Annotated in this window: 30 protein-coding genes; 18 read left to right on the forward strand and 12 right to left on the reverse strand. The window is 49.4% G+C overall.

Features of this window, described 5'->3' with window-relative positions:
• Positions 1-296 precede the first annotated feature (296 nt).
• Positions 297-1013 carry a hypothetical protein gene (locus H6F94_RS15890; RefSeq protein ID WP_190803208.1) on the reverse strand — a complete coding sequence of 239 codons (717 nt, stop codon included), beginning with the start codon at positions 1011-1013 and terminating at the stop codon, positions 297-299.
• Between the two features lie 303 nt (positions 1014-1316).
• On the opposite strand from H6F94_RS15890, the gene H6F94_RS15895 reads away from it, so the two are divergent.
• The 6 genes from H6F94_RS15895 (at position 1317) to H6F94_RS15920 (ending at position 4983) form a co-directional block, all read left to right on the forward strand.
• A complete protein-coding gene (locus H6F94_RS15895) occupies positions 1317-1640 on the forward strand; it encodes an antibiotic biosynthesis monooxygenase (RefSeq protein WP_190803209.1) in 324 nt (107 codons plus the stop codon).
• 241 nt (positions 1641-1881) lie between these two features.
• A complete protein-coding gene (locus H6F94_RS15900; RefSeq protein ID WP_190803210.1) occupies positions 1882-2232 on the forward strand; it encodes an ArsR/SmtB family transcription factor in 351 nt (116 codons plus the stop codon).
• Complete coding sequence (locus H6F94_RS15905; RefSeq protein ID WP_190803211.1) at positions 2216-2713, forward strand: SRPBCC domain-containing protein; 498 nt, start codon at positions 2216-2218, stop codon at positions 2711-2713. Before H6F94_RS15900 ends, H6F94_RS15905 begins: the two co-directional genes overlap by 17 nt.
• A 116-nt stretch (positions 2714-2829) precedes the next feature.
• The gene (locus H6F94_RS15910) at positions 2830-3237 is read left to right on the forward strand and encodes a VOC family protein (protein WP_190803212.1); all 408 of its coding nucleotides are present in this window, start codon (positions 2830-2832) and stop codon (positions 3235-3237) included.
• Between the two features lie 246 nt (positions 3238-3483).
• Positions 3484-4443: a bifunctional helix-turn-helix transcriptional regulator/GNAT family N-acetyltransferase gene (locus H6F94_RS15915; protein WP_190803213.1), complete on the forward strand. Its 960-nt coding sequence runs from the start codon at positions 3484-3486 to the stop codon at positions 4441-4443.
• 42 nt (positions 4444-4485) lie between these two features.
• Positions 4486-4983, forward strand: coding sequence for a DUF3465 domain-containing protein (locus H6F94_RS15920; RefSeq protein WP_190803214.1), 498 nt, complete (start codon positions 4486-4488; stop codon positions 4981-4983).
• 167 nt (positions 4984-5150) lie between these two features.
• Here H6F94_RS15920 and H6F94_RS15925 read toward each other — a convergent pair whose 3' ends face one another.
• Positions 5151-5552, reverse strand: coding sequence for a hypothetical protein (locus tag H6F94_RS15925; protein WP_190803215.1), 402 nt, complete (start codon positions 5550-5552; stop codon positions 5151-5153).
• 243 nt (positions 5553-5795) lie between these two features.
• Here H6F94_RS15925 and H6F94_RS15930 point away from each other — a divergent pair, with 243 nt between their 5' ends.
• The 4 genes from H6F94_RS15930 to H6F94_RS15945 all read left to right on the forward strand — a co-directional run bounded on the left by H6F94_RS15930 (position 5796) and on the right by H6F94_RS15945 (position 8262).
• Positions 5796-6257 (forward strand): GNAT family N-acetyltransferase, encoded by a 462-nt coding sequence (locus H6F94_RS15930; RefSeq protein ID WP_190803216.1) that lies wholly within the window; start codon positions 5796-5798, stop codon positions 6255-6257.
• A 162-nt stretch (positions 6258-6419) separates the two neighbouring features.
• Positions 6420-6926, forward strand: coding sequence for a GNAT family N-acetyltransferase (locus H6F94_RS15935; RefSeq protein WP_190803217.1), 507 nt, complete (start codon positions 6420-6422; stop codon positions 6924-6926).
• Between the two features lie 40 nt (positions 6927-6966).
• Entirely contained in the window at positions 6967-7791 is an 825-nt protein-coding gene (locus tag H6F94_RS15940; RefSeq protein ID WP_190803218.1) for a class I SAM-dependent methyltransferase, read from the forward strand.
• Between the two features lie 267 nt (positions 7792-8058).
• Positions 8059-8262, forward strand: a complete 204-nt coding sequence (locus tag H6F94_RS15945) for a DUF4177 domain-containing protein (RefSeq protein WP_190803219.1) — start codon at positions 8059-8061, stop codon at positions 8260-8262.
• Positions 8263-8431: 169 nt separating this feature from the next.
• Here H6F94_RS15945 and H6F94_RS15950 read toward each other — a convergent pair whose 3' ends face one another.
• From H6F94_RS15950 to H6F94_RS15960, 3 genes are all read right to left on the reverse strand, one after another.
• Entirely contained in the window at positions 8432-9715 is a 1284-nt protein-coding gene (locus tag H6F94_RS15950; protein WP_190803220.1) for an MSMEG_0569 family flavin-dependent oxidoreductase, read from the reverse strand.
• A gap of 397 nt (positions 9716-10112) precedes the next feature.
• On the reverse strand, positions 10113-11453 hold the full coding sequence (locus H6F94_RS33270) for a beta-propeller fold lactonase family protein (protein ID WP_190803221.1): 1341 nt from the start codon (positions 11451-11453) through the stop codon (positions 10113-10115).
• A 53-nt stretch (positions 11454-11506) separates the two neighbouring features.
• On the reverse strand, positions 11507-12121 hold the full coding sequence (locus H6F94_RS15960; protein ID WP_190803222.1) for a cytochrome P460 family protein: 615 nt from the start codon (positions 12119-12121) through the stop codon (positions 11507-11509).
• A 112-nt stretch (positions 12122-12233) separates the two neighbouring features.
• Between H6F94_RS15960 and H6F94_RS15965 the strand changes: the two genes are divergently transcribed.
• Positions 12234-13136: a LysR family transcriptional regulator gene (locus H6F94_RS15965; protein WP_190803223.1), complete on the forward strand. Its 903-nt coding sequence runs from the start codon at positions 12234-12236 to the stop codon at positions 13134-13136.
• Between the two features lie 343 nt (positions 13137-13479).
• Positions 13480-14523: a trypsin-like serine protease gene (locus H6F94_RS15970; protein WP_190803224.1), complete on the forward strand. Its 1044-nt coding sequence runs from the start codon at positions 13480-13482 to the stop codon at positions 14521-14523.
• Between the two features lie 53 nt (positions 14524-14576).
• On the opposite strand, the gene H6F94_RS15975 is transcribed toward H6F94_RS15970, so the two are convergent.
• The 4 genes from H6F94_RS15975 to trmB form a co-directional block, all read right to left on the reverse strand.
• Positions 14577-15992: a Sll1247 family protein gene (locus tag H6F94_RS15975; RefSeq protein WP_190803225.1), complete on the reverse strand. Its 1416-nt coding sequence runs from the start codon at positions 15990-15992 to the stop codon at positions 14577-14579.
• 465 nt (positions 15993-16457) lie between these two features.
• On the reverse strand, positions 16458-18110 hold the full coding sequence (gene groL / locus H6F94_RS15980) for a chaperonin GroEL (RefSeq protein WP_190803226.1): 1653 nt from the start codon (positions 18108-18110) through the stop codon (positions 16458-16460).
• Between the two features lie 61 nt (positions 18111-18171).
• A complete protein-coding gene (groES, locus tag H6F94_RS15985) occupies positions 18172-18483 on the reverse strand; it encodes a co-chaperone GroES (protein WP_190803227.1) in 312 nt (103 codons plus the stop codon).
• Between the two features lie 135 nt (positions 18484-18618).
• Positions 18619-19248, reverse strand: coding sequence for a tRNA (guanosine(46)-N7)-methyltransferase TrmB (trmB, locus tag H6F94_RS15990; RefSeq protein WP_190803228.1), 630 nt, complete (start codon positions 19246-19248; stop codon positions 18619-18621).
• 149 nt (positions 19249-19397) lie between these two features.
• Between trmB and psb34 the strand changes: the two genes are divergently transcribed.
• Positions 19398-19577, forward strand: coding sequence for a photosystem II assembly protein Psb34 (gene psb34 / locus H6F94_RS15995; RefSeq protein ID WP_190803229.1), 180 nt, complete (start codon positions 19398-19400; stop codon positions 19575-19577).
• 350 nt (positions 19578-19927) lie between these two features.
• Here the strand turns inward: psb34 and H6F94_RS16000 are convergent, their stop codons facing one another.
• Both H6F94_RS16000 and H6F94_RS16005 read right to left on the reverse strand, forming a co-directional pair.
• A complete protein-coding gene (locus tag H6F94_RS16000) occupies positions 19928-20296 on the reverse strand; it encodes a DUF1830 domain-containing protein (protein ID WP_190803230.1) in 369 nt (122 codons plus the stop codon).
• A gap of 9 nt (positions 20297-20305) precedes the next feature.
• Positions 20306-20485 carry a hypothetical protein gene (locus H6F94_RS16005; RefSeq protein ID WP_190803231.1) on the reverse strand — a complete coding sequence of 60 codons (180 nt, stop codon included), beginning with the start codon at positions 20483-20485 and terminating at the stop codon, positions 20306-20308.
• Between the two features lie 69 nt (positions 20486-20554).
• Between H6F94_RS16005 and H6F94_RS16010 the strand changes: the two genes are divergently transcribed.
• Entirely contained in the window at positions 20555-22141 is a 1587-nt protein-coding gene (locus H6F94_RS16010) for a photosystem II high light acclimation radical SAM protein (RefSeq protein WP_190803232.1), read from the forward strand.
• 144 nt (positions 22142-22285) lie between these two features.
• On the opposite strand, the gene H6F94_RS16015 is transcribed toward H6F94_RS16010, so the two are convergent.
• Positions 22286-22462 carry a hypothetical protein gene (locus H6F94_RS16015; RefSeq protein ID WP_190803233.1) on the reverse strand — a complete coding sequence of 59 codons (177 nt, stop codon included), beginning with the start codon at positions 22460-22462 and terminating at the stop codon, positions 22286-22288.
• 776 nt (positions 22463-23238) lie between these two features.
• Between H6F94_RS16015 and H6F94_RS16020 the strand changes: the two genes are divergently transcribed.
• From H6F94_RS16020 to H6F94_RS16035, 4 genes are all read left to right on the forward strand, one after another.
• On the forward strand, positions 23239-23406 hold the full coding sequence (locus tag H6F94_RS16020; RefSeq protein WP_190803234.1) for a hypothetical protein: 168 nt from the start codon (positions 23239-23241) through the stop codon (positions 23404-23406).
• Positions 23391-23600 carry a hypothetical protein gene (locus tag H6F94_RS16025; RefSeq protein ID WP_190803235.1) on the forward strand — a complete coding sequence of 70 codons (210 nt, stop codon included), beginning with the start codon at positions 23391-23393 and terminating at the stop codon, positions 23598-23600. Before H6F94_RS16020 ends, H6F94_RS16025 begins: the two co-directional genes overlap by 16 nt.
• A gap of 9 nt (positions 23601-23609) precedes the next feature.
• Complete coding sequence (locus H6F94_RS16030; RefSeq protein ID WP_190803236.1) at positions 23610-24845, forward strand: glycoside hydrolase family 10-like protein; 1236 nt, start codon at positions 23610-23612, stop codon at positions 24843-24845.
• 479 nt (positions 24846-25324) lie between these two features.
• A complete protein-coding gene (locus H6F94_RS16035; RefSeq protein ID WP_190803237.1) occupies positions 25325-26131 on the forward strand; it encodes a phytanoyl-CoA dioxygenase family protein in 807 nt (268 codons plus the stop codon).
• The last annotated feature ends 102 nt before the right edge of the window (positions 26132-26233 follow it).

Below are 26233 nucleotides of genomic sequence, written 5' to 3' on the forward strand. Positions count from 1 at the left end.
AGATGCTGAACATAATTACAATCTCTGTCGCTCTCGCTTAACTGTACCGATAGATTTATTACAAGAAGAAATTTCAACTTTATTGTCAGCGAATTGATTTCCTCAACCAAGCAGTAATCAATCTAATCTTGTCTGAGCTGAGAGCAGGCTAAAAGATAGCCTAACAAACGCCTGCACACAGACGGGTTAGCCAGCGTTGGCTTAGTCTTTGTGTTATCTACCCCCGCTGAGCGGGAAGGAAAATGCGACATTAGCAAGAATTTGAAAGCCCGAGGCTCGCAACTGCTCATCATTAATTAATCAGCCACTCTAGTGGTCTTGAGTTCGCGGTCAACAAAGTAGAATATCTCAGAGCCATACCCCACCGTCTGATTGAACCGCTCCTCTTCAGATTGCGAGGGTGAAGTTCCAGAACGATAAACGGCAGGAGATAACCATAATTCAATGGCAGGACTGGCAATAAAGGTTTCACGTTCAGCGGTGCCGCCTTCAAGGGGAAAATATTCTCGGTTGGCAGTTCCCAGTTCTCCTGAGCGTTTGAGAAACATAGCAACATAAAGCGGTTCTGCAATCGGCTGTGGCGGCTTGGGATAATCTCTGATCACCGCGTTTTCAAATGTGCCTTGATCTTGATTTATGGCTAGTCGGAACTGGGCGGTTTGTGTTTTAGGGTTCACCAACAGTGCAGCATAATCTTGTTGTCCGTCCTGATTGAAGTCAGCAACAAAAATACTGCATGTATAGGTGATTTTAGGTTTGCCTGGAGGTCCAGGATTTTGATCAAATTCTCGAATTTTGGCAATAAAATCATCAGGCTGAGCAAGGCGAAACTCCCCAAACGTCGCTTGCAGTGTTTCAGGAATCTCACCTCGACACTGCACATTCGGCAAACTCGAAGCTTGTTCAACTGAGGAGGTTGCAGCAGGGCGAGCACTCTCTGCTGGAGCCTGAGGAGATGCTGTACAGGATGCTAGCCCTACCAGCAGGGTTGGCATCAAGAAACGGCGAATCATTAGGAACTACTGCCCTTAAAGCAACGGTCATTGCCTATTAGACGAGATAAATTTACAGCATGTTCCCTTTCTAAACAGTTGATATACTATCGGCTGCTAATGGAGCGTATGGGACGTGCTTGTTGTGGGGATACGCCCTTGTACTCATTACTGAATTCATCACGGCTCAGGACTTTGTAAAATTCTGTTGGCGCAGCTCACTGCATAAGATGTCAGTGTAAGGTAAGGTGAAAATTTTTAATAGGGCGTTCTAGGCTCTCTGATCACTGATTTGAGCCGTTTTGCATAATTCTCTGAGGTACTATGGCAACCATCACAGCCAACGATTCAGTCGTTACCCTTATTTCTGTGCACTCCTGTGCCCCAGAAAATCAAGTTGCGCTTGTATCACTACTAACGAGCGCGGCTCAGGACATCTATCGGAATATTCCAGGCTTCATATCAGCCAGCATCCATAAGAGTGTCGATGGTCTGGCAGTGACCAACTACGCGCAGTGGGAAAGTCTCGAGCACTTTGAGGCTGCCGGAACAAATCCTTTAGTTTCACCTTTCGTCGCCCAGGTTAAGCCACTACTCACTGGCTTTGAAGCTCACTTGTATGGCATCTCAGCAGTTGTACATGCCTAACAGGACACTGCAACCTACTCACTTATCTGGCTACTCACTTACCTGGGCAGTCCGCCGAGTTTTCACGCTAGGCATTTTGTCTCACCCTGGTTCTACCTAGGCTGTAGAACCAGGGTGAGACAGTGGCTGTGAGGGCATAACCCATCTCAGCGCAAGAGTTCAGGCGACAGAAAGCCAGCGCTTGACATTTTTTGAATGCTTATTTAACTTAATAGTTAATTAACCATATGGTTAAACACAGATGTCCTCAGATCAACTGAGCGTCACCTTTGCCGCCCTTGCCGATCCCACCCGGCGCGCTATCCTGGCCCACCTTGCCAAGGGTGAGGCCTCAGTGACCGAGTTGGCCAAGCCCTTCGAGATGAGTCTGCCTGCCATCTCCAAACATCTCAAGGTACTGGAGCGTGCTGGACTGATCACACGGGGTCGGGAGGCGCAATGGCGGCCCTGTCAGATCCAAGCCGAGCCACTCAAGGATGCGGCGGCTTGGATCGAGCAATATCGCCAATTCTGGGAGGAGAGCTTTGATCGGCTAGAGGATTACCTGCACGAATTACAAACTCAAGAGAAACAAGATGAGCAACAACAATGATTCCACTGATGCTCAATCCGAACGCGAGATCGTCATCACTCGCGTCTTCAACGCACCCCGCGAGCTGGTATTCAAGGCGTGGACCGATCCAAAACACGTGGCGCAGTGGTGGGGTCCAAAAGGCTTCACGACCCGAGTGACTGAGATGGACTTGCGCCCAGGTGGTAAATCGCGCTACGTCATGATTGGTCCAGATGGGACGGAGTACCCGGTCAAAGGTGTCTTCCGCGAAATCGTGCCCCTTGAACGAATTGTTACCACTGACGAGTTTGACGAAGGCTCTGAAAAGGTCATGAACGTAGATCTGCCAAAAGGCATGGTAATGACGGTGCTTTTCGAGGATGTAGGCAGCATGACCAAACTCACCCTCCGGATTACGCATGAGTCTGCTGAGGAACGCCGGAAGCACGAAGAGATGGGAGTCGTTGCAGGTTGGAACTCCAGTTTTGACAGCCTTGATGAGTTTTTGGCGAAAGCTTGAGCCTCGTCCACGAATAAGACGGTCAAGGAACGGGCTGCATCGAACTACTCAGCCGGAAAACTAGCGTCAGCCTACCGAATATTTAGACCTGGAATTCGCTCTCAAAAGGAGAAAATATGGCTACTAAAATTTTCGTAAATCTGCCGGTTAAAGATCTCAATCAGTCCGTCGATTTTTTTACGAAGCTTGGCTTCAGTTTTAATGCCCAATTCACTGATGAGACGGCCACTAGCATGATTGTCAGCGATGACATATTCATCATGCTGTTGACTCATGACAAGTTTAAGAGCTTTACTCCGAAAGAAATTTGTGATGCAACCAAGAGCACTGAAGTACTTGTTTGCTTATCTTCCGAAAGTCGAGAAAAAGTGGATGAAATGGTTCGCAACGCAGTTGCCGCAGGTGGATCGACCTACAACGAACCACAAGACTACGGTTTTATATACGCACACGGATTTCAAGATTTAGATGGGCACATCTGGGAAGTCATGTTCATGGAACCTAGCGCAATAAACCAAAGCTAAATGGCAATGTTCCATTGCAATAACAAAATGCGCTAACAGCTTATTCTAAAAGCCTGTGCAGCGAGGCTTTCGAAAGTGATTCACTCCTAGGGGGCTGGTCTGGATGCCTAGAGCGCTTCAGTGACTGCCTGACAAGGGTTGGATTGAGTGCCGGCTCCTACGAGGCCGCTCAGGCGGGGCGTTGGGTATCCAACGCTCCTAAACTCGTGATATTGTGTAGCCACTTACGTAACCACCTACGCTTCCATGGATTTCTACTTTCAAGCTGGTAAAGTGGCGTTGGGTAGCCGCCTACGCCGACTGAGCGAAAAACTAACGGAAGATGCCGCAAAGATCTACGCTCTTTATGATGTGGCGTTAGATCCTAAATGGTTCCCTGTCTTTTATGTCCTATCGCATAGAGATGGAGTGTCAGTGACTGAAATTGCGCAAATCATTGGTCATTCACATCCATCTGTTAGTCAAATTGTCAAAGAGATGAACAAAAAAGGGTTGACGGTTGTTGATAAAGATATTGAGGATGCAAGAGTCAGTGTTGTGAGGCTTTCTGATGTAGGAAAGCAACTCGTGCCTAAGATCGAAAAGCAATACATTGATGTTACACAAGCTGTTGATGGACTTCTATCAGAAGCGCAGCAGGATTTATGGCAAGCCATTGAAGAAGTCGAGTTTCTACTTGCAGACAAAAGCTTTTTTGACCGTGTCAAAGATATGCGAAAAGCGCGTGAGCGTCAGCATATTGAAATTATTGCCTACTCTCCTGAGTTTCAGGATGACTTCAAACGCTTGAACTGCGAATGGATCGAGACCTACTTCAAGCTAGAGGAATCTGATTACCAAGCTCTTAATCATCCAGACGAAAAAATCTTGCAGCCTGGTGGGCATATCTACATGGCACGTCATAATGGTGAAATCATTGGTACTTGTGCCCTAATCAAAGTGGATAGCAATACTTATGAGTTAGCGAAAATGGCAGTCACCGAGAGAGCTAGAAGCAAAGGTGTCGGTTGGCTGCTAGGGCAAGCTGCTATCAACAAGGCTAGTGAGTTGGAAGCCAGAACAATTTATTTGGAAAGTAATACTGTTTTGGAACCTGCTATTCGTCTTTACCAGAAGTTAGGGTTCCAGAGAGTCATCGGACAAACTTCGCCCTACCAACGCTGCAACATTCGAATGGAACTCAAACTTGTTCAGCAGCATCGCTAACAACGGCGGGCAAAGAAAATTCTTGACACCTAGTTCCTCAATATGCTTGAAATACTCAACCAGGCTTTTCTGATCATTCTCCTAAAGACAACTGGCTACGAGCAAAAAACAGCGACGCCGCCTGGACTGGAAAGCAGGTATCAACCATCAGCGTCCCTTGATAGTCTCAATCAGTTAAAAGGTCGCACATTAAAGTACCGGCTGACTAGTCTGGCAACATTGCAGAATGCCTTCAATAACCGAGTCAGCAATATTCAGGTTTTAGTATTGGGTAGAGTAGTCTCCCTTTTACCAGATGACCTCAATGGGAATCGGCATCAGAGGTTTATTGTAGAATTAGCAAATTCGCAAACATTATTAATTGCACACAATATTGATATTGCCCCACGAATCAGTAGATTGCGAGTAGGTGATGAACTCTATATCTATGGTGAGTACGAGTGGAATAGAGAGGGCGGCGTTATCCACTGGACACACCGCGATCCAGATAGACGCCATGTGGATGGCTGGATTGAAAGAAATGGGCTCATATTTCGGTAGCAGATAGCAGCGAGAAGGTAATGGCTTGCAGCTAAGGAGCAGGTCAATATATGGCGCTACAACAAGCATAAAGCTATTAGGGGAAGTGCAAGGGTTGCTAGCAATTGCTCAGCCACACTGTTAAAACATACGGCCAGGATAGTAAGAGGGGCGCCAATACTCTCTTATCAATATGTACCACCCGACAGCATAATCAAAATCATAGAAGTTAGCCAAAGCGCCAGAATTAGATAGATTGCCAAAGCAAAAAAGTTTAGCAATAATCTAAGTACGTTTAAGGTCCGCCTCTGTTTATTTCTAAACGCCCTGATTAACTTCACAACCGCTGTGATGTTCAGTGGCAAAGTAGCAATCACAGCCAACCACCAACCGAAGAAAAACGGTAGAGGTGACTGATAATCCAGCCCCATGGTTTTGAGGATAAGCACACAAGCAAAAATCAACAGACAGGCACATATCAGCTCTACAATCAAAAGCCCTTTACCGTGTTTCGTCCGCTTGTAGTGATTAATAGCGATTGCAGCGGTTAGCAACCCGTGCAATCCAAGTAAGCCGCCTATGGTGTTCATTTCAGTTCAGTGCTAACCAGTAGAGATAGCTCTCATTGCTCAAAATAACATAATGCTCCTAGCGTGTAATTGTCCGGGATAGCCCCAGCTTTGATATTTCCAGAACCAAGAATATAAATGAGCAGATGTTGCCTCGATTCGAAAGCTGTTTCTGACAAAGATTTGTCAACTTGACGATAGCATATTAGTCTTCCCAAGCGATCGCAGCCAGGATAAAAAGACCATTCAGTCAGGTTAACTATCATGGAAATACGGCTATTCCGTCCGCAAGACACTGAGCAAGTAGCAAACTTATTTCACGAGACCGTGCGTGAGGTTAATAGCCGCGATTACTCCAGCAGCCAGGTTAGAGCGTGGGCACCCGAGGATCTCTATTTCAGAAATTGGGCTGCAATCTGCTCCAGCCGCTTCACATACATTGCAGATGAAGAAGGGACAGTTATAGGTTTTGGTGAGCTAGAACCAGATGGCCATATTGATTGTTTCTACTGCCATAAGCACTATCAACAGCGTGGTGTAGGACGCAAAATCTATCAGGCAATTGAGACAAAAGCCATAGAATTAAATTTAAAGCGCTTGTTCGTTGAGGCTAGTATTACGGCGAAGCCATTTTTTCAACGCATAGGATTTTGGGTTATCAAGGAGCAACAAGTGAGCTGTCGAGGAGAGACGTTTATCAATTATGCAATGGAGAAGTTATTATAAGGCATTCACTCTAAAATATAGGTAGCCTTCTTGATTATCAAGAAAGCCATGAGACAAAACTGATCTACGCCAGGATAAAGAGACATTTGAGCTTATTTTCGGAACTCAAAAAATGAGCCGAAAACTAGACTATATATAGTGAAGCTAACATACAATTAAGCCATGAATATTCGGACTGAGAGTTCAGAAGATTTTGATGCAATTCGTCAAGTCAACATAGCTGCCTTTGGTAGAACCAATGAGGCAGATTTGGTTGATGAGTTGAGAAAAACAGCACCAGTTCTCTCATTTGTAGCTGTTGAGGACGAGCAAGTGGTGGGACATATTCTCTTCAGTCCGGTCTCGGTCGAGGGGGACTGTACACCGAGTTGCAAGCTTCTTGGACTGGCACCGATTGGTGTTATTCCCGAGTTTCAAAACCAGGGCGTTGGCACTCAACTTGTGCAACATAGTTTACCCGAATGTTCTCGTTTGGGTTTTAGTGCAGTAGTTGTGCTTGGACATCCTGAGTATTATCCCCGCTTCGGCTTCGTTCCCGCTAGCCGCAAAGGGCTGACCTGTGAATATGAGGTACCAGACGAGGCATTTATGGTGGTAGAGCTGCAACCTGAAGCGCTGCAAGCTTGTAGTGGCAGGGTCAAATATCGCCCAGAGTTTGCCAAGGTATAAGCACGTTGTGTGAATACAATCTCCAAAAGGTTACTGAAAGATGGAAGACCTAAAACAAGCAATTGCGGGCTACTCTGGCCGAGATCTAGAACAGCGAAAAACTTGGTATTCTCCAGCAGCAGAAGCCTACAATCAGGTGCGGCCTCGTTACCCTCAGGCACTGATTCATCAAGTTGTAGAGATGGCTCAGCTCTCCAGCCAATCGCAAATCCTTGAAGTGGGATGTGGTCCTGCAACTGCTACCGTAGCATTCGCCCAATTGGGATGCTCTATGGTCTGCTTGGAGCCCAATCCAGACTTTCACCAGTTAGCCCAGCAGAATTGCCGAGCATATCCCCATGTAGAGATTTTGAACACATCCTTTGAGGAGTGGCCCCTAGAGGTTGAGAGATTCGATGCCGTTCTAGCAGCTAGTTCTTTTCACTGGATATCTCCAGAAGTAGGATATCCCAAAGCAGCCAAAGCCCTCCGTAAGGACGGCCACTTTATTTTGTTATGGAACAAAGAGCTTCAGCCTTCCTATGAGGTGTATCTAAGCTTGTCTGAGGTTTATCAAGCTCATGCGCCCTCTCTTAAGCGCTACGAAGATAGAGACACTCAAGAAGAAATCTTGAGAGGGTTGGGACAGATAGCAACTGAGTCAGGGCAATTTAAAAACTTGGTATCTGGGCAAGTTATGTCTGAGGTAACTTACAGCATTGACGAATATTTGATGCTTTTGACCACCTACTCGCCCTACCTAAAGCTAGAGCCACAAAGCGGGGAAGCTCTATTTGCAGGATTGAGGCATAAGGTAGAGCATGAGTTTGGGGGCAGTCTTCAGCTTTCCTATCTCTCTGCTTTTCACATTGCCTCAAGGCGCTGAACGACTATTTGCCAATAACAAACACTTGCTTGTCCCCAGGCGAGACAGTGTTTTGAGAGAGACTGTAGACAAGCCCTATTTGTTTGAGTGGAAGACGTGAAAATCAACTCCAGATCTTGTTGAGATTCAGCTCAAACCCAGGCAGTACATCTTCACCTGAAAGTACGCTTGGTGATTGCAAAACCTAACAGAGCTGCTTTGGAAATTTCTTTGTCTTCGCTATAAATGTACGGCAATGATAGGAAGTTAAGTCAGGAATTCAACTCTATGTACCAGTGGGAATACAAAACTATCAAGTTCTTTGCTCAAGGAGCATTAGACGCAGGACGAATCGACGAACGAGAAATTGAGGATATATTGAACGAACTCGGAGCTAGAGGCTGGGAACTGGTCACCATTCTTCCAGGCACAAGAGCTAACGGTGAGCTGTGGGATTTTGTGGCGGTACTCAAGCGTGAGGTCAGTTCGTAGCACAATTGGGCAGACGGTGAGCCGTTTCAGCACGAATTTCCAAGGTACGAGCGCTTATTTAATCAAATGTATGAGGGTTAGGATGGATTGAGGTTTTGACTGCAATCCATCCAGTCTCCAGGGAACAGTGCATTTTCTAGTTTTACAGGCCGTTCAACAAACAGTGAGACTAAGAGCCCAGTAAAAACTCATTAACAACACTCCAAGCATTGGAATGGGATGCTTTCTTTCTAGCCGCAATGTAATCAGCCAGGTAACTAGCGTCCCGTGCTACTCCCGAAAAGCGTCCTGAGCCCCAGGTATACAACCAGGGAAGCCCCAAGAAATATAGGCCTCGCACACCTGTTACACCTCGTTCATGGCCGGGATAACCCTTACCATCAAACACGGGAATTTCTACCCAACTAAAATCAGACCGATAACCGGTACACCACACCACAGCGCCGATATCTGCCTCATCATAATCAATCGCTGAAATCTCCTCTTGGGGTTCCCAGGTAGGCTTGTAGGGCGGTTCCGTTGGTGCTTGAATTTGGTTCTTTTCTAGAAAGGTATCAATGCTTTTCTTGATGCTTTCAGCCACTGCATCAGCCTGGTCCAAATTTCGCTTCAGGTCGTCCCAAAATTCAAGCTTGCCACCGCTAATACTCTTGAGCCTTCCATGCAATTGCATACCCTCTAGAGCAAACTGTCGCAGGTCAATTTCCCGTCCCCCACCACGACCTGTCACATAGTGATTAGCCTTGCTTCTGACCTTCTCTTTCTGCGGATGGTCATCGATTGACAGGTCATAGTAGCCCATTTGATCGAGCCAATCGACAACATCTTTGCCTCGATACTGGCGCGGCGAACGGGGAGCACCCCCTACACACAAATGGACCTTCTTACCAGCAAGGTGCAAATCCTCAGCGATCTGGCAACCAGATTGTCCTGTTCCTACAACTAAAACAGCCTTGTCAGGTAAAGACTCTGGATTCTTGTACTCAGATGAGTGCAGTTGCACAATGTGCTCAGGAAACCGCTCAGCAATCTTCGGCATTTTGGGGATGTGGTAGCTACCTGAGGCAATCACGACCTGATCTGCCGTATAGTCCCCAATCGAAGTTGTTAATTCAAAGACACCTTCAGAATCATTCTGCCTGACCCTTGAGACTTCAACGCCTTCCTTTACAGGCGGAGCAAACGAGGCAGCGTAGTCCTCAATGTATTGAACGATTTGGTCCTTTTGCATGAACCCGTTAGGGTCATCACCTTGATAGTGGTACCCAGGCAATTGACACTGCCAATTGGGCGTGACTAGACAAAAGGAATCCCAGCGTTTTGAGCGCCATGAATGCCCAATCTTATTTTTCTCAAAAACGATGTGGTCAAAGCCTCGCTCATTTAAGCAGTAGCTGATAGACAGACCGGCTTGCCCCCCTCCTACAATTGCAACAGAATAATGGTTTTTCATTGGCTACTTCTCGTTTAGTTGTTTAGGAGGCTTATTCCACAAGGTCGCTGCTGCAAACTACAGAATTTAGGATTGCATTAGTCCAGCGAGTAGAGCCGAGCTCAGTCAGCGACGCTCTCTACAGCGCGAAGCGTCATTACCTGAACCATAGGATTTGAAAATGGGTGAGAACGTATCTCCAGCTACAAAACACTGAAGTCTAATCCTAAAGACAGGAGGCTACCGGGATGAGCGTTTAGAGAGTTAGCTCACCCGTCTATACCTGTCTATTTAGATAGGTCAGCTTTTAGGCGCTGAGCTGTAGTTCTTTGACAGTTGCATAAGTATAAGACAGTTGCACGCAACCATCCTGATATGTATCACACAGCTATTTGTTAGCAATATAAGCTAATTCAGATTACTGCACGAGTTTCACGATATGGGCACCCCGCATGACTGGAATAACGTAATCCATCTTTAACAGGCTCGGTACCTCCCCTTGCAGAACTCTCCAGAAATCGACGGTTCCACCAGAGCGAGCTGGGTTGTGATGATCAAAGGTTGCGACTGCTAGATAACGACCTGATGCATCAAACGTGATGCCCTCCGGCAGAATTCCTTCAAAGGGAACTGTGGTGCGGGGGGTTAGGCGGCCAGTATCAGAGTTGAGGCTTAGCAGCGTTAAAGAACTGTGCCAAGTCATCCGCTGATCACTTTGAGGTAAGTAGCTGGCTTCCATGTTGAGAGAGACAACAAATCGCCCATCTGGGCTAATGGCAAATTCCTCAGCGCTGCCACCTACTGCAGCAGTCGAAACGATTCGATGGGCAACTTCATTGCGGCTGTTAGCAGATTCAGCAAAGTTGATAACCGTAAGGTCGCTGTGCTGAGAGCCGACAAACTGGTCAGCAACATCGTCCCCCCACAGCAAATTTGTCACGATAAAGTGCCTGCCATCTGGAGTGAAATGTCCAACCCCCGGCAGCTTCCCAGTCATAATCGGCTGGCCCCAAGCTCGAAGGTTTGGACGACTAGAATTAGTGCGATCAACAGCATAGAACACAGCTTCATTGCGATCAGCTAAAGTAACACCCAGAAACTGACCTGATGGATGCCACTCCAAATGCGAGGCGTTGGCTTCTGGATCATTGATACCCGGAAGGTTCTGAAAGATAGGCGTTCCCAACTCCCCATTTGAGAACGGAATCAAAGCAATTTGCCGTCGAGGATCCCGCAAACTAACTGCCAGTAGGTTGCCCGCTGGATGAACTGCAACGGGTCGCGGCTGATTGCCCAAATCGAGTTGGTCGATAATTTTTGGGTGTTGAGGATTGCGTAAATCAATCACCGTGAGCAGTCGCCCTGAAGGGATGTCCGAGCGCAGGGTTGCTCCTTTGGGGGCAGGCGCAAATGTTTCGGTCACAAAGGCATATTTCTCGTCTGGAGTGAATGCCAAATTGTTGGGCCATGCCATCACTGAATTACTGACTGGCAAGGTAATTGGTCGGGTAATCGGTTCGCGGGCTAACCCACGCGTCAAGGGAATGAGCGTGAGGGTATCAGTCAGCCCAGGTGAACGCTCACCCAACTGATTGTCAATATAGGCGGACGCCTCCATATCTGCATCTGACAACACTGCCAGAAACCGCCCTCGAAAGTCTAAATAGTCAGACTGGGCTTTAGCAGAAGCGGATTGAGTGATGGCCAAAATAACAGCCGCAAAAAAACTCATACGCGCAGCAAAACGGGCGATTTTCACGATTTCGCAATCTCCTAATTTTCACTCTGCCTGATTTCGATTCGGCTTAATTTTTACTGGGCCTGATTTTCACTGGGAATGTACGCTTCAGGAGCGCAAGGGGTGCGGCCAGGACGACTGCAATAGGCAGTTTGAACTTGGCGGCTGCGCAAAGCTGCCTCTAGCAATGGCTTGGTGAGCGTAAAATCGGTTTCTCTAAAGGGCGCATGACAACTATGACAGCTGCCACTAAAGCGCATTTGGTAATGGGGCTGGTTAGGGCTGAATGACCCGTACTGCCATTCCCCATTCTGTTTCTGCTTGACGAAAACTGTGCCTGGAGCCTCCGACGAATACCAGGTTTCCATCACAAATAGGGTGCCATCTGGTAGTGGCTTTCCAGGCTGAATGGCGTCAATGGAACCTGCATCAATAAATATTTGACGGAATGAACCATCCCCACGAGACACCGTGGCGTAGTGAGCCAGGCTGCGGTCATATCTAACTTGAGGTTCAAATAAGGGAGCTGTGGCAGGGGTTGCAGAGCGAGTTTCAATTGGGGTCTGAGCAACAGTCGGGTTTGGTTGGAGTTGCTGAGGGGGTGTCAGCTGTTGAGACAGGACGATCGCCAACACCATGGTGCTGATAAACAACCCTCCCCAGTTGAGCAAACGCTGCTTGAACGTCATGCAGGTTCTTAGGAAGATCTAGACAATCGTTTACACCTCTCAACATAAGCGCAGATAATAATGCTGTCCAATGCCTATTGAGCAACCATTAATAACCTGAAAGCATTAATCAATGGAGCTACACTACCTTCGCTATTTCCTGGCGGTTGCAGAAGAACTGCACTTCAGCCGAGCAGCTGAGCGGCTGCACATTACCCAACCGGCTCTTAGCCGACAAATCCACAGTTTGGAAAATGAATTGGGGGTTGAACTCTTTCGGCGAACCAAGCGAATGGTGGTGTTAACCGATGCTGGGGTTGCTTTTCTGCCTGAGGTTCGCAAAGCCCTACAACAAGTGGAGCAAGCCATTCAGGTAGCACAACAAGCAGCCCGTGGCGAAATTGGCTTGCTGCGAATTGCCTTTACGCCATCTGCTATGCACACCATGTTGCCAGAAATTTTGAGGCGGTTTCGCAATTATCATGCCAACGTGAAACTCGACATGACTGAGCTTTGCACCTTGGATCAGGTCAACGCACTCCGTACCGAAGCCGTTGATATTGGGCTATTGCACCCTCCCATTGAGGCACCATTTTTAAAGTTATATCCCCTGCCAGGAGAGAAATTAGTCGTTGCCATACCTCAGGCCCATTCGTTAGCAAAGTATGAGCAATTGCCGCTGAAAGCTCTCGCGAATGAGCCATTTATTCTGCATCCTCGCTATGAAGGTCCAGTGCTGTATGACCAAATCGTGGCTCTCTGTCGTCAAGCTGGATTTGATCCTCACATTGTTCACGAAGAAGTCAAACATCAAACCCGAGTTGGGCTGGTTGCCGCTGGTATGGGAGTTACATTCATTCCTGAGAGTTTGCAGCAATCTGTGCCGATTGGCGTTGTCTACCGCACCCTTACAGGTTCAGCTCCAGAGTTGCAACTTGCTGCGGCCTGGCGGAATAATAGGGTATCTCCTGTACTTCAGGAGTTCCTAAACGTTATTCAAGAGACTAGTACGATCCTAGGCGGACAACCTGTCTGAGAAAATCCCACCAAGCCTGGATCTATCGCAGGGCAGATCCTTTAATCAAGAACATAAAAACCCTATAGAAACACGGTCATCAACTACAGAGAACAATGCATCAAAAGTTGTAAGCGCACGTAGATTAAGTATTCATGTTAGTTTAGGGAATCTTGCCACAACTGGTGTTTAAGCAGAATCTGTATATATTCATATTGCAATCTGAAAACTGCCATCAGTAATTCAATAGCTCTATTAACACTGAGCACCTAGTTGCTCTAATTCTTCCTCCACAGCCGCGTGAGTTCGCGTGATCGTATTGCGGAGTCTACATCCGCCCTTAACTTTAAGCTGAGGCATGAGGATGCTAAAACTCTTTCCGCCAATTGGTCTATCGGCAGCTATTACCACAATTGCCCTATTCAGTGGCCCGTCTACCAGTGTAGAGGCGGCAACGCTGTCCTCCAAGCTTGAACCTAATCTGCGTCAGCCTCGTTATGTTACTGCCGGTCAGCCAGCCAATTACATCGTTAACTCCGGTACTGGCTTCGATGGCGTTGTTGAGTTGTTCATCGGCAGCAGCCAAGGAGATTTCAATTGCTCAGGCTCTTTGCTCACTTCGGGGCTGCACATTCTCACAGCAGCCCACTGTTTGACAGATAACTTTGGCACGCTCATTGTCAACGATGCCAGTGTTTTTTTTGATTTGCCCACAGGTCCAGCTGCAATCGAGGCAACCAACTTTTTCGTCCATCCAGATTGGGACGGCTTTGCCGACGTTGAAACCTTCGGGGGGGACATTGCAATTGTGCAACTGGCCTCAGCAGCTCCTTCCAATGCAGAGCGCTACAACATTTATCGGCAAACTGACGAGATTGGCAAAGTTGGCACCAAAGTTGGCTATGGTCTTACCGGCACTGGTTTTGAAGGAGATACCATTTCTGATGGTGCCAAACGGTCTGGTCAAAATATCTACGATGCCTCTGGCGAAGTCTTTGGTGGTATCTTACCGAATGCCGTTTTAGCTTACGACTTCGACAATGGTTCAGCCACCAATGATGCCTTTGGCGTGTCTTTTGGTATCGCTGATTTGGGGTTAGGGCTCAATGAAATTAATTCAGCTTCAGGTGATTCCGGTGGGCCAACCTTGATCAAGGGGTTGATTGCCGGAGTCACCTCGTTCGGGTTTGGTGCCATCGAGTCGGACGTAGATAGCTTTACTAATTCTAGTTTTGGCGAGTTCAGCGGTGACACCCGAGTCTCAACCTACGCCAGTTGGATTGATAGCATCCTCACCCCTGACAACCATGTCAAAGTTCCTGAATCCAGCAACGTCAGGGCTCTTTTGTTGACCTGTTTGCTAACTGCTTTCGCTAGCATGAGTCGTCGCCCCAAAACCGGTCACTGACTTTAGCTTTTCTCAGAAGTTGGCATGAGGCTTAGCACCTTATAAGCAGGCAGTTAGAATTCAGGTTCTAGCCCTATTGGTGTTGGAGCCTGATGAAAACGGGGCGTAGCCAGCTTGCAAACCTCTTCTTCGCTGCCTTCCCAGCGGGACTGGGAGAAAATACGTTGGCCAGTTAGAGTCAGCGGATCTAGATCAGGCGAAGTTGCCCCTTGCATACTTAGCAGGTTATAGCGAATGTTTTCGGCGTAGACCGCAAAGGTAATCTGAAACATCTCCAAGAAACCGACCAGCCAACGGCAGTCTTCTTCTCGATGGTCGCGATGCACACTGATGATGCCAGCGATGCGAGCTTCTAAGTGAGCCCGGCTATTAGGACAGATCAAAATGAGCTTGACTAGCAAGATCACTAGCGTCAGGGGATAGCTGCTCACTAAGGAGTTGAACAAGCAACTAGCCCTCCCATTTCGCTCCAGCGTTAGACAATCTACTAACTGATTGCACACCCGAATCAGCAGAGCTCGCGTCATCGGTTTGTTGTCGTACTCAGGGTAGAGGCTATCCAACCGAGCCTGCAACTGGTTACGCAACATCTGCACCACCAAGCCATCGCGCACTGCAAATATCAAATACTCACACAAGCTTTGCTTGAAGGCAGCAAAGCTGAGATGTTGGGTTTGCTGCAGAAAGGAATGAGCCAGGTTTTGATAATCACAGCTGTAGTGCCGAGCCAGGATACCTTTGATCAAGCGGACCGCATCTGAGCCCAGAGCCGTTGGGTTCTTCAGTTCGTCCACGGGCACCCCATTGGCCTCAGCTCGCACACTGAATAGGGCCAAATCGCGGCGGAAATGCTCCTTCCAGCGACGGGCTAAGCCTCGAGCAGCTTGGCGCTGCTCAATCGGGGTTTTCTGGTCTACCTCCTGCAGCATTAACAGGTAGGGCGTATAGCGGTAGGTCCAGTGAACACGGGCGTCGTCGTAGCGTTGCGCTGAAAGCTTGAGTTGATCGTAGTCGGGGCTAACTGTGAAGTTGCGCAGCCACTCTCGTAAGCGCCGCAGGGATCCCGAAATCGCCGGTTGCTCAACCGAGGGATCGTCGAAGATGCGCACTAGCTTGCCGATCGGCTCGTGCTGGGTAGTCAACCGCCAGTTATTGACCAGGATGTAACAGCAACGCCGCAAGGTGTAGCGAAACTCCTGCTCATCATTAGCGCTCAGAATCTGCTTGAGACAGCCCAGAACGCTTTGGGGCACAGAACCAGGCCGGATCTGCACGAATACCTTGCGAAACTGGTCAAGAGCGTCTTCCGGCGGTAACTGCTTGACGATTGTGAGGAAATAGGAGTAGAGAGCCTGCTGGGCACCGGCTAGATGGTAGGTTCCAGCCAAATGTTCAGTTTCCTCCGGACGCCCCCCATCCGCTCCGGATTCTAGTGAGAGAAAGCGTTTTGAATTGGTAGAAGCGATCACAGGAATTGCCTAATGTCTTCTGGTGGTAAGCCTGAATGCACCCTACCTATCTCAACCTGACCCAACCGCTGTTAACTGGCGGTGTGTCAAACTACCCTGGTTAACCCTGACCAGAACACACAACAGCATTATCACCTGAATTTGCGATACGTAAAGCCCCTGACCGTTTTACCTTAACGGTTGATTACCCGCATATTTGCGGTTGACAGGAACCGTTTTCAATACAGGTTCCCCAGTTCAGGGCTAGCTCAGAGCTGAGCCCAAATCTCGACTCGGCGTCAGCCTAACTCATTCAAAACCCCCTCTAGCATTAGCAGTGAGGGGGTTTTGAGTTCATTCGTGGCCTTGAGATACAGAGTTGAGGTTAATTTGGTTCAATTTGAGTCAATTTGAGTTCGATTGAACCAAACGAGACCTAGGCAAAACCCTGGGCTTAGAGCTTGTTAGACCTCAACTAAGCCTGGCTTACATCATGCCGCCCATGCCACCCATGCCACCCATGCCACCCATGCCGCCCATATCTGGCGCAGCAGCAGCCTTCTTCTCTGGCTTATCAACCACCAGGGCCTCGGTGGTCAGCACCATGCCCGCAACAGAGGCAGCATTTTGAATCGCAGAGCGAGCAACTTTAGCCGGGTCGACAATGCCACTGGCAATCATGTCGACAAACTCGCCCTTGAGCGCGTCAAAGCCCTGGCTGAACGGAAGGTCACGCACCTTTTCGACGATGACCGGACCTTCGAGACCAGCATTGTTAGCAATCTCACGCAGCGGTGCTTCTAGAGCCTTGGCGACGATATCAGCGCCAATTTGCTCTTCCTTGTCGAGGCTAGGACGAATATCAGCGACCTTCTTAGCCAGGTGGATCAAGGTTGCGCCACCGCCAGGGACGATGCCTTCTTCAACTGCAGCTTTGGTTGCGTTGAGCGCATCTTCGATGCGCAGTTTGCGGTCTTTAAGTTCGGTTTCGGTCGCAGCGCCGACCTTGATCACGGCGACACCACCCGATAGCTTCGCCAAACGCTCTTGGAGCTTTTCTTTGTCGTAGTCAGAATCGGTGGCATCTAGTTCCTTGCGGATCTGAGCGATGCGCTTCTCAACGTCGGCTTTGTTATCGGTGCCAGCCACAATCGTGGTCTTGTCGCGAGCAACTGTGACCTTCCGCGCCACGCCCAGCATTTCCAGCTCAGCGCGCTCTAGGGTCAAGCCCATTTCTTCAGAGATCAGTTGGCCGCCTGTGAGCACGGCAATGTCCTGCAGCATGGCCTTACGACGGTCGCCAAAGCCAGGAGCTTTTATAGCTACCACGTTGAGCACACCGCGCAGCTTGTTGACCACCAGGGTGGCCAGAGCTTCGCCTTCAACATCCTCTGAGATGATCATCAGAGGCTGACCGGCGCGAGCCACGCGCTCCAGCACAGGCACGAGGTCCTGAATCACATTGACCTTTTTGTCAGTGATCAAGATGCGCACATTTTCGTACTCAGTAACCATGCGCTCAGAATCGGTCACGAAGTAGGGCGAGATGTAACCCCGGTCGAACTGCATCCCTTCGACTACTTCCAGCTCAGTCGCTAAGGACTTGGACTCTTCAACGGTAATCACACCGTCTTTGCCCACTTTGTCCATAGCTTCCGAGATCATCTTGCCGACTTCTTCGTCGTTGCCTGCAGAGATCGTGGCAACTTGAGCAATGGCAGCGCCCTCAACCGGCTTCGCTTGGTTGCCAATTTCAATTACTAGGGCAGCAACTGTCTTCTCAATGCCCCGGCGAATGCTGATTGGGTTGGCCCCAGCAGCAACGTTCTTGAGACCTTCATTGATCATTGCCTGAGCCAACACCGTTGCAGTGGTGGTGCCGTCGCCCGCCACATCGTTGGTCTTGGAGGCAACTTCACGGATCAACTGAGCACCCGTGTTCTCGAGGGGATCTTCTAGCTCAATTTCCTTCGCAATGGTGACACCATCATTGATGATTTGAGGAGCACCATACTTCTTCTCCAGCACCACGTTGCGGCCCTTGGGACCGAGGGTGACACGGACAGCGTTTGCCAAGGCGTTGACCCCGCGTTCTAGGGCGCGCCGAGATTCTTCGTCAAATACAATCTTCTTGGCCATGATGTCCAGTTGCTCTCAAATAGATGTGAATGGGCGGTTTACCGGGACGGGGTCAAGACCCTTACTCGACAATCGCCAGAATGTCCTTTTCGGCTAACAGCAGGTATTCGGTGCCATCTGCCTTGATCTCGGTACCTGCATACTTGGAGTACAGGACCCGATCCCCAACCGCGACTTCGGGCACTACGCGCTCACCCTTATCGGTTTTCACACCAGGACCAACTGCGCTCACCTGGCCTACTTGCGGTTTTTCCTTCACGGTGTCTGGCAGCAGAATGCCACCCGCTGTCGTTTGCTCCTGATTCTCAATCTTGATCAGGATGCGGTCGCCCAGGGGCTTGAGGGTCCCCCCCTGTAAAGTCACAGAAGCCACGTCCGTTCAATGCCTCCAACAAACTTGGTTGCGCACGTTCCACAATCGGAATTAGTCAAGCGTTAGCACTCTCCAATCCCGAGTGCCAATATAGCGCGTTCCACTCCTGCGCCGACCGTCCTAACAGGTACGGTTTCACGAACGTTCAAACCAAGCCCGATAGACAGGCTGCCCGCGCTCGAGGGTAGAGCACTCCCGTTCGGTAGCCACGCCTAGCGGGTTATCAGCGATCCAATTGCCAGTCCCCGCCAGATTGACGAAGGCAGGGTCAGCCTCAAAGCGCTCCCGCATTTGTAGTGCTACCGCTTCTATGTCTGACTGCACAAATACTCGACCACCGGGCACCAAGAGCAGCGCTAGTTCAGTGACTAGCTCAGGCTGCACCACCCGGCGTTTCTGATGGCGTTGCTTAAACCAGGGATCGGGAAACTGAATAGTCACAGCGCTTAAATCACCGGGTTGAAACAGCGAGCGCAGCGACAGATTGACGTTGCAAAACAGATAGTGCAGGTTAGTTAACCCCTGTTCGCGGCCCCAGCGGTTTGCCTGCTCTACCAGGGGCTCACGGATTTCCAACCCCAACAAGTTCCAGTCCGGCTGCTGCTGGGCCAGAGCCAGCAGAAAACGGCCTTTGCCACAGCCAATATCCAGGTGCAGAGGTTGAGCAGGATTCGCGTAGATCGCCTCCCAGTTCGGCGGCTCTACTGCCGTGCGGTACTTACGGCTGAGGGGGTTGACATGCTCACGAACGCGAACGGGGCTCACGATAATCGTTCAGAAAAGTTTGCGGGAAAGATGCCTTCTTAGGATAGCGATTTACCAGACGCTACATAAGTTTACAGATTGTTGAGCAGGTGTTCACCATCCAGCAGAACCTTGCTACTGTTGCCTAAACAAAACGTTAAGAAGAAGCAATGCCATACAGCAAAGACGAAAGCGGCCTGCTCAACAATTTTGCCAGTGAGCCCAAGATGTACGTTGCTGAGCCACCCACTAAGTCGCAGAAGCGCAGCTACTTGCTGACCATTGTTGCAGCGGTCATCTTGATAGGGGGGCTGATTACGGTTGCCTACCTGGCATCCCAAGCGGCCTAGCTCAACCTCCCAGATCAACATTCGCTTGGGCTTTAAAGGCTAGCTAATTTAGGAAGGGGGTAGAATTTCGACCCTCGCCAGACCGTCATTACTCAAGACACGAGTTGTGCCAAGACTGCGCAGCCTCCACGCCAAGTGGTTCTCTCCTGTGGCTTGATTGAAGTTCCCGGCAATTGAGTTCGGAGCGAAGTTCAGAATGAAGCTCAACTTTGCGACTTCAGCCTACGCTGACGACCTGCGCCGACTACCTTTGTTGACTCCCCCACTCGCTAGCCCCCACCGACTGCCCCCCAGCAGTGATTGAAGCGTTCAGATTGCTGCCAATTTAGTTACCAACGGGGTCCTGTTAGCTAATCTATAGCGCGTAGCAAGATGGTGTCGTCAGCAGGGAGGGTGACGGCCTCACTATATAGTGAGGCGGGGGAGCTATCAGGAGCCTCTTTTGTGGCTGCCGATGCCGGTGTTTCTTGCAGTCGCAGCCGCGAACAAGAGATCGTATCTGAGAGAATAGAGCTTGCCATCATGCCAGTGTGGATCTCTAGCTGGGCACTGCTCATTGCTTCAAACACCAGATGCTGACCGGGAAACACAACCCGTTCAAAGTACCAGTTTGGGATGTTAGTGATGCGAGCAATTTGCATCTTACTGGTGGCGTTGACATAGCAGCAGGTAATCTTGCCCTCACCATCACTGGGCACCGGATCAAAAACTTGAGCCATGAATCACGCTTAGCCTATAACCGAGTTGATAAAACGAGTGCCATGCCTTTGGAGGCTAACACCCCCTGATCCCCGAGGGCTGTAAACCCCATTACCGATCTCAGGGGTGAACGGGTGTACTGGCAGCGTACTGGCGATGTAGTAGGCACGCACTCCTCGATCTGGTGTATCGTAAAGTTGTGTGAACACTACACTCAGACAACTTTGTCTGGCTGGCCGTTCTCGCTTCAAGCTTCGGATGCTTTGGTTCTGAGTGCTATGTCCAGCTCCGTCCTTCCAGAGCGTATTCTTTACGTTCGGCTGCCCTGTAATCCAATTTTTCCGATTGGGGTTGTCTATTTAGCCGATCACGTACACAAGCTGTTTCCCCAGGTGCAACAGCGAATTTTCGACCTGGGAGCTGTGCCGCCGGTAGATTTTGGCGCAGCCCTAGACGCTTGTGTGGATAAGTTTCGCCCGGACCTGCTGGTTTTTTCCTGGCGAGACATTCAGATCTATGCGCCTGTGGGTGGACGGGCAGGCAATCCGCTCCAGAACTCTTTTGAGTTTTTCTATTCCCGTAACCTGTTTATCAAGTTACGGGGAGCCTTCAAGGGACTGCGTCTGTTCATCTCTTACTACACCGAGCTGTGGCGCAACCTGGGGTTGATTCGTCGAGCTACGCGCCGGGCTCGGCAGTATCGGCCTGCGGCTCGAACTGTGGTTGGCGGTGGCGCAGTTAGTGTTTTCTACGAGCAACTGGGCTCTAGCCTGCCCAAAGGCACGATTGTCTCAGTGGGCGAAGGCGAAGCCCTGCTAGAGAAACTGTTGCGTGGCCAGAGCCTCCAAGACGAGCGTTGCTACATTGTGGGCGAAACTGAGCCGCGCAAGCGCTTGGTCCATGAAGCACCAGCTCCCATCGAGAAGACCGCTTGCAACTACGCCTATATCGACGAGATTTGGCCAGAGTTTGACTATTATTTGCAAGATCAAGACTTTTACGTGGGCGTGCAGACCAAGCGTGGCTGTCCTCACAATTGCTGCTATTGCATTTACACAGTCATTGAAGGCAAGCAGGTACGCATCAACCCGGCTGATGAGGTCGTAGCCGAGATACGTCAGTTGTACGACCGGGGCATTCGCAATTTTTGGTTTACCGATGCGCAATTTATTCCAGCACGGCGCTTTATTGACGATGCCGTAGAGCTGCTCCAGAAGATTCTGGATGCAGGCATGAATGATATTCACTGGGCTGCCTACATTCGAGCGGACAACCTCACGCCCGAATTGTGCGACCTGATGGTGAAAACCGGCATGAATTATTTTGAAATCGGCATTACCAGTGGTTCGCAAGAACTGGTGCGTAAAATGCGCATGGGCTACAACCTGCGCGTGGTTTTACAAAATTGCCGTGATCTCGCTGCCGCAGGTTTCCAGGATCTGGTCTCAGTTAACTACTCGTTTAATGTCATTGACGAGACCCATGAGACTATTCGCCAAACCATTACTTACCACCGCGAATTAGAAAAGATCTTTGGTAAGGACAAAGTTGAGCCTGCTATCTTTTTTATTGGCCTGCAACCTCACACCCATTTAGAGGAGTACGCCTTTAAAAAGCAGATGATCAAGCCAGGCTATAACCCGATGAGTATGATGCCCTGGACCGCTAAAAAACTGCTTTGGAACCCAGAACCTCTTGGTTCGTTCTTTGGTGAAGTTTGCCTGGAAGCCTGGAGCCGGGATCCCGATGATTTTGGTCGCGAGGTGATGGACATTTTAGAGGAGCGTCTGGGCCGAGCCCCATTGGAAGAAGCGCTGAGCGCCCCAGTTGAGGCGAAACCATTGACTCTAACGGGCTCAGTTTGAGGCAATTTCTCCCTAGCCTGCTCCAATGGATTTGCCTAATTCGATCAGCCTAATTTAATAGAAAAAGGGCTCTTAACAAGAGCCCTTTCTAATCATTTAGCCCATAGATATAGACACTAGAAAGTCAACACTCAGAGCGTCTGCTTAGGGATGAGCAGGAGGGATTAGGCGATGGTGCTGGTGCATCATCGTGTCACAACTAACAGAAGGCAGAATAGAGGGCAGGAAGAAGGGTCGAGCCGCAGGATTATGTGGTTTGGACGTTACATAGTGCTCACGCCTAAGCTGAGCAGTCAAAGCCTCCTCAAGCTGGTCAAGCATAGTAGTCCACCTCTGGCAATGCAGGCGGCAGCACAACCTTGAGATTAGGTTGGTAACAGTTCATAGAAAAATAACCACGAGTCAAGATAAAGAACACAGACTGGTGGTAGATGCCCTAGCAATCGAGAAAGGCCAGGAGTCAAAAAGGTTTTCAGATAACCTAGCTGACCTCCCCCCGGGTCCCTTCAGCGTAGATATTCTGATTCCACTAGTGTGCTTTAGCACGTTATGCAACGACCAGATTAAAAACTGCTCATTTTCTGCTCATTAGACATTAGAACTCAGTCGATTTTTAGCTGTTTAGGCATTGAGTTATAGTCCGGAAACTTCAGGAATTCCACATGAGTAGTTATGAGAATTTTAATCTAAATGGCGAAGAATTCTATGTCTATTCCGTGATTCTACTGACTGCTGATAAGCTCTCTCTTCTGCACCACAAGAACTTACATATTGCCATAGAGAAAACACTGATTTAGCATGCTTCTCTCCTCGTCTGAATTGTTTAGCATTGGCGTCGAGGATCAACCACTACCCTGGGTAGAAATGTAGTCTTTTCTCGAAGAGATTGAGCATCCCACGACAAGCGGGCCTGGCTGCTGCAAGCTGTTTTAGCGCCTCGGTCTAAGCCCGAGCCCTGGCTCAATGACCTTAGTCTCCATTCAATAGACAGCTGTGGCCCCTGATTCACATCAGCCTTGCTCGACCCAGTCTTTAAGCTTGGCTTTAACCCTGTCTAGATAACCGATACCCAAGCCCGTACCAATCTCCGTCGGGAGTTGAGCTACTTGCGCTGTGCCTTGCTACCGCCTGACCACTTCCTGCTGGCCGATACCAAAACGCTGCAATGGCAGCCTAATGCTCACTGCACACTTGATGTTGCTGAATTCGACCAAGCGCTCAATAGGGCTGAGCAAGTATCGCTAGTGCAGTGCGGACAGCTTTAGAGGAAGCAGTCGCACTGTATGAGGGAGACTTGCCGCCCAGTCGCGAGGATGAGTGGTGTTGGCTTTCAACTCAGATATCAACGGGCGCAGAAATTTCCCAAGCTCATTTTCAGAATGGCCAGACTAGGTTGAAGAACTTGAGTGGCCGCTGTGTTTTGACGGGCATTCTAGCTGTACGCACTGTGGCAATTTAAGTTAGTTCAATGAAGCGATGGGTCAGCAAAACAGTTTGGTTACGGTTAACCTGTTTGTTCTGCTTAGGGTTAGTAATCTCACTGCTCTGGTGTGGACCTAGCCGAGTATTCAAACCTCAAGGTCCCATCTCAACGACTGAATTGAGAGGAGTTTGGATTACGACCTTGCCTAGCCCAGTATTGTACTTGCCCTGTAACGTACGCAAGACAACACAACAGCTAGCGCAACACCGCTTCAATACGATTTACCCCAATGTTTGGAGCCGAGGCTACACGCTCTACCCCAGCAAGGTTGCCAAAGCGGCAATGGGGCAAAAACAAGATCCGCTATTGAACCTGTTCAGGTTCCGCGGGGATGTGCTGGCAGAAACAGTTCGGCAGGGACATCGGCAGGGTTTGAGCGTCATTCCCTGGTTCGAGTATGGCCTAATGGTGCCTCAACGCTCGCCCTTAGCTCGTCGGCATCCAGAATGGCTCACTCGCAGTAGACTGCCAAAGCCAATTCAGCGTCCACAATCACTTCTGAACAAACTGCAGCTGTGGTTGTTGGGGGGCGAGTTAGTGTGGCTCAACCCGATGCAGCCGCAAGTGCAACAGTTCATTGTCGACCTCATTACAGAGGTGGTCAAAACCTATCCGGTGGATGGCATCCAACTCGATGACCACTTTGCACTGCCAGTCAATCTAGGCTACGACCCGTTCACCATTGAACGCTATCGTCAGGAGCACGGTGGCAAAGCTCCCCCAACCGACCCGCATGAGCCAGAATGGATGCGCTGGCGAGCTAAGCAACTCACAGGTCTGATGCGCAAGATTGTGCAGTCTGTACGAGCCGTTAAGCCTGACTGCCTAATCAGTTTGTCTCCGAATTCGCAGGCGTTTGCCTATCGATCTTCGTTGCAAGACTGGTCCACTTGGGTGAGCCGAGGGCTGATCGACGAGTTAATTTTGCAGGTTTATCGTCCTGACTTAGCAAGCTTTCAAGCTGAATTGCGGCAACCGGCGATCCAGAAAGCGAAGCAGCAAATTCCTGTAGGCGTTGGCATTTACACCGGCTCATGGCGACAGCGTCTACCCATGAAAATGCTGACCCAACAAGTGCAGCTAGCCCGGCGGATGGGCTTCGAGGGCGTTTCTTTTTTCTACTGGGAAAGCCTGTGGAGTTATGACTGGGCAGAAGGGCGTAGGCAGCGTCAAGCAGGATTCAAAACGTTATTTGCAGCTCCAGCCAAACGGCCTAAGTAACGAGTGAGCCAACAAAATGAAGAAGTCAGGCTAGCCGTTATAAGTATGAACGCTGACCCTTGGTACCTTTGCACGAATGTAAAGATTTTCTACTTTGCGCAGCGTCCCTTGCTAGGCTCTAATGCCACCAACAGGCTAGAGAGTAAGCCAGAAGAGATATTCAGGTAGTGCCAAGCTTTTTTGCTGAGAAACTGGGTATAAATAGGGCTATACATCCTCCTAAAGCGAGAATTAGAATTAGTGTAGGAGCCTACATTTCTGCTCAGAAAATGAGAAAAGCTGTTCTAGAGGTAATCACTGAAACCTGAACAGGGAAGAGGGGGTCAACGGGTCACTGCCCAGGACTCATTGGCTTGGCAAAAGCAGTCAAGGACTCCTTGGTGAAAATCTCAAAAACGATGTTTCCTAAACGCAAAATGTAGAGCCTGTTGACCCTAATTGGGCATCATCGCTAAAGAGCAGTTGCAGAACCTAGGAAGATGATTCAAAGCATAGCTAAAGCCACTTTTACGACGGCTAATCTCGACCAATTTGCGCAAGAACTGAACCAAGACGGCATCTGTGTTATTCGTGGCCTTTTCGAGCGCAAGCTAATAGAAGAGTGGGCTCAAGCCTTTGATTCCTTGTTCCAGGAGCGTCAAAACAGACCGGGTGGTTTAGCTCCACGAGAACAAGCCCGCTACTATCTCACCTTTCCCTGGATTGCGCCGTTCGCCAATACCGAGGTGTTTGCGAACTCTGTAATTTCAGGCATCCTTAATCGCGTATTCGCTCAAGAGTATGTGATGGTTCAAATGGGCGCAGACATTCCCCTTCAGGGTTCAGAGTATCAAGAAGTTCACCGGGACTTCCGCCCCTTGTTCACGGATCAAATCTTGACGCCACTTTATGCCGTGGCAGTCAATTTCCCACTGGTCGAAGTAACCGCAGAGAATGGTCCTTTTCAGATGGCTCGTGGGACACACCGAATGTCTCGAGATGAGGGACTGGCGAAAGTTGCTACTGGTGAAATTCCCCTAGAGTCTTTCTACATGCAGCTTGGAGACGTGATGATCCGTTCTCCTCTGGCATTACACCGAGGCTCTCCCAATCGAACCGATCAACCTAGGCCAATGGTGGTCATGGGCTATGCAATGCATTGGCTGCACACGCCAAAAGTAGATTTGGCTCTGCCCCGTAACTATTACGAAAGTTTGCCAGAACAAACGCAGCGGTTGTTGCGCTGCGAAGTAATCGATGACCCATCAGAGGTAAGAGCTGAGACTTACATCAATTTCAAGTATTGATCTTCTTCATTTGGAAGAGCCGAAGCGCTAATCAGCAAATCAAGAGCAATAGAGGATGGGGAAGAGTGGGTCGAAGAAACCTACAATCCTTCATCCTCTTTG

The organism is Leptolyngbya sp. FACHB-261, assembly GCF_014696065.1.
Lineage (GTDB): Bacteria > Cyanobacteriota > Cyanobacteriia > FACHB-261 > FACHB-261 > FACHB-261.

Excerpts from the sequence above, each read along its gene's own strand:
- H6F94_RS15890 (WP_190803208.1), bottom strand. The coding sequence starts at position 1,013 with ATGATTCGCCGTTTCTTGATGCCAACCCTGCTGGTAGGGCTAGCATCC.
- H6F94_RS15895 (WP_190803209.1), top strand. The coding sequence starts at position 1,317 with ATGGCAACCATCACAGCCAACGATTCAGTCGTTACCCTTATTTCTGTG.
- H6F94_RS15900 (WP_190803210.1), top strand. The coding sequence starts at position 1,882 with ATGTCCTCAGATCAACTGAGCGTCACCTTTGCCGCCCTTGCCGATCCC.
- H6F94_RS15905 (WP_190803211.1), top strand. The coding sequence starts at position 2,216 with ATGAGCAACAACAATGATTCCACTGATGCTCAATCCGAACGCGAGATC.
- H6F94_RS15910 (WP_190803212.1), top strand. The coding sequence starts at position 2,830 with ATGGCTACTAAAATTTTCGTAAATCTGCCGGTTAAAGATCTCAATCAG.
- H6F94_RS15915 (WP_190803213.1), top strand. The coding sequence starts at position 3,484 with ATGGATTTCTACTTTCAAGCTGGTAAAGTGGCGTTGGGTAGCCGCCTA.
- H6F94_RS15920 (WP_190803214.1), top strand. The coding sequence starts at position 4,486 with ATGCTTGAAATACTCAACCAGGCTTTTCTGATCATTCTCCTAAAGACA.
- H6F94_RS15925 (WP_190803215.1), bottom strand. The coding sequence starts at position 5,552 with ATGAACACCATAGGCGGCTTACTTGGATTGCACGGGTTGCTAACCGCT.
- H6F94_RS15930 (WP_190803216.1), top strand. The coding sequence starts at position 5,796 with ATGGAAATACGGCTATTCCGTCCGCAAGACACTGAGCAAGTAGCAAAC.
- H6F94_RS15935 (WP_190803217.1), top strand. The coding sequence starts at position 6,420 with ATGAATATTCGGACTGAGAGTTCAGAAGATTTTGATGCAATTCGTCAA.
- H6F94_RS15940 (WP_190803218.1), top strand. The coding sequence starts at position 6,967 with ATGGAAGACCTAAAACAAGCAATTGCGGGCTACTCTGGCCGAGATCTA.
- H6F94_RS15945 (WP_190803219.1), top strand. The coding sequence starts at position 8,059 with ATGTACCAGTGGGAATACAAAACTATCAAGTTCTTTGCTCAAGGAGCA.
- H6F94_RS15950 (WP_190803220.1), bottom strand. The coding sequence starts at position 9,715 with ATGAAAAACCATTATTCTGTTGCAATTGTAGGAGGGGGGCAAGCCGGT.
- H6F94_RS15960 (WP_190803222.1), bottom strand. The coding sequence starts at position 12,121 with ATGACGTTCAAGCAGCGTTTGCTCAACTGGGGAGGGTTGTTTATCAGC.
- H6F94_RS15965 (WP_190803223.1), top strand. The coding sequence starts at position 12,234 with ATGGAGCTACACTACCTTCGCTATTTCCTGGCGGTTGCAGAAGAACTG.
- H6F94_RS15970 (WP_190803224.1), top strand. The coding sequence starts at position 13,480 with ATGCTAAAACTCTTTCCGCCAATTGGTCTATCGGCAGCTATTACCACA.
- groL (WP_190803226.1), bottom strand. The coding sequence starts at position 18,110 with ATGGCCAAGAAGATTGTATTTGACGAAGAATCTCGGCGCGCCCTAGAA.
- psb34 (WP_190803229.1), top strand. The coding sequence starts at position 19,398 with ATGCCATACAGCAAAGACGAAAGCGGCCTGCTCAACAATTTTGCCAGT.
- H6F94_RS16000 (WP_190803230.1), bottom strand. The coding sequence starts at position 20,296 with ATGGCTCAAGTTTTTGATCCGGTGCCCAGTGATGGTGAGGGCAAGATT.
- H6F94_RS16010 (WP_190803232.1), top strand. The coding sequence starts at position 20,555 with ATGTCCAGCTCCGTCCTTCCAGAGCGTATTCTTTACGTTCGGCTGCCC.
- H6F94_RS16015 (WP_190803233.1), bottom strand. The coding sequence starts at position 22,462 with ATGCTTGACCAGCTTGAGGAGGCTTTGACTGCTCAGCTTAGGCGTGAG.
- H6F94_RS16030 (WP_190803236.1), top strand. The coding sequence starts at position 23,610 with ATGAAGCGATGGGTCAGCAAAACAGTTTGGTTACGGTTAACCTGTTTG.
- H6F94_RS16035 (WP_190803237.1), top strand. The coding sequence starts at position 25,325 with ATGATTCAAAGCATAGCTAAAGCCACTTTTACGACGGCTAATCTCGAC.